Here is a 477-nt window from a genome sequence, read left to right as displayed (position 1 = left end):
TGAGCCGCTCTTCGGGGCTGGGCGCGACGGCAGGGCCGCACGGCGAATTTCGCACAATCTCCCTGCATTATGTTAAATGGGCTTTGGGCAGCCGGCACACAGTGGTTGGGGACACCGTGGCCGCCGCTGACCATTGCCCATTTACCCCCGCCGGCACTGAAGCCTCCGGGCAGTCCGGCCACGGTCTGCCCCTGCACGGAACCCCGCAGACTCAACGGGGACGGGGGCGCTGTCCGCTGGCATCGGGGTGGCTGTCTGGCATGCTACTTTCCGCGGATTCAGGGCATGGGCGGCTCTCTGGCGGTTCGGTAGGGTTGTCTGCGTCCGGTTGGGTCTGGGGGGCACGCTCGGCCGGATGGGTCTGGCTGTGCACCTGCCTGAGCTGTTTGATGGCGACCCGCGTATACACCTGAGTAGTGTTGAGTTTCTCATGCCCCAGCATCGCCTGGATATGGCGGATATCCGCGCCATTGTCCA

1 pseudogene is annotated in these 477 nt (G+C 65.0%); it reads right to left on the bottom strand.

The annotated features are described in order from the left end of the window. Window positions 1-211: 211 nt before the first annotated feature. A pseudogene (locus Xets_RS24690) lies at window positions 212-477 on the bottom strand (hypothetical protein); the annotation flags it as partial.

Origin of the sequence: Xenorhabdus sp. TS4, from assembly GCF_014467265.1 — a bacterium.
In the GTDB taxonomy this organism is placed as follows: domain Bacteria; phylum Pseudomonadota; class Gammaproteobacteria; order Enterobacterales; family Enterobacteriaceae; genus Xenorhabdus; species Xenorhabdus ehlersii.
This window is presented reverse-complemented; position numbering and strand designations above follow the sequence as displayed.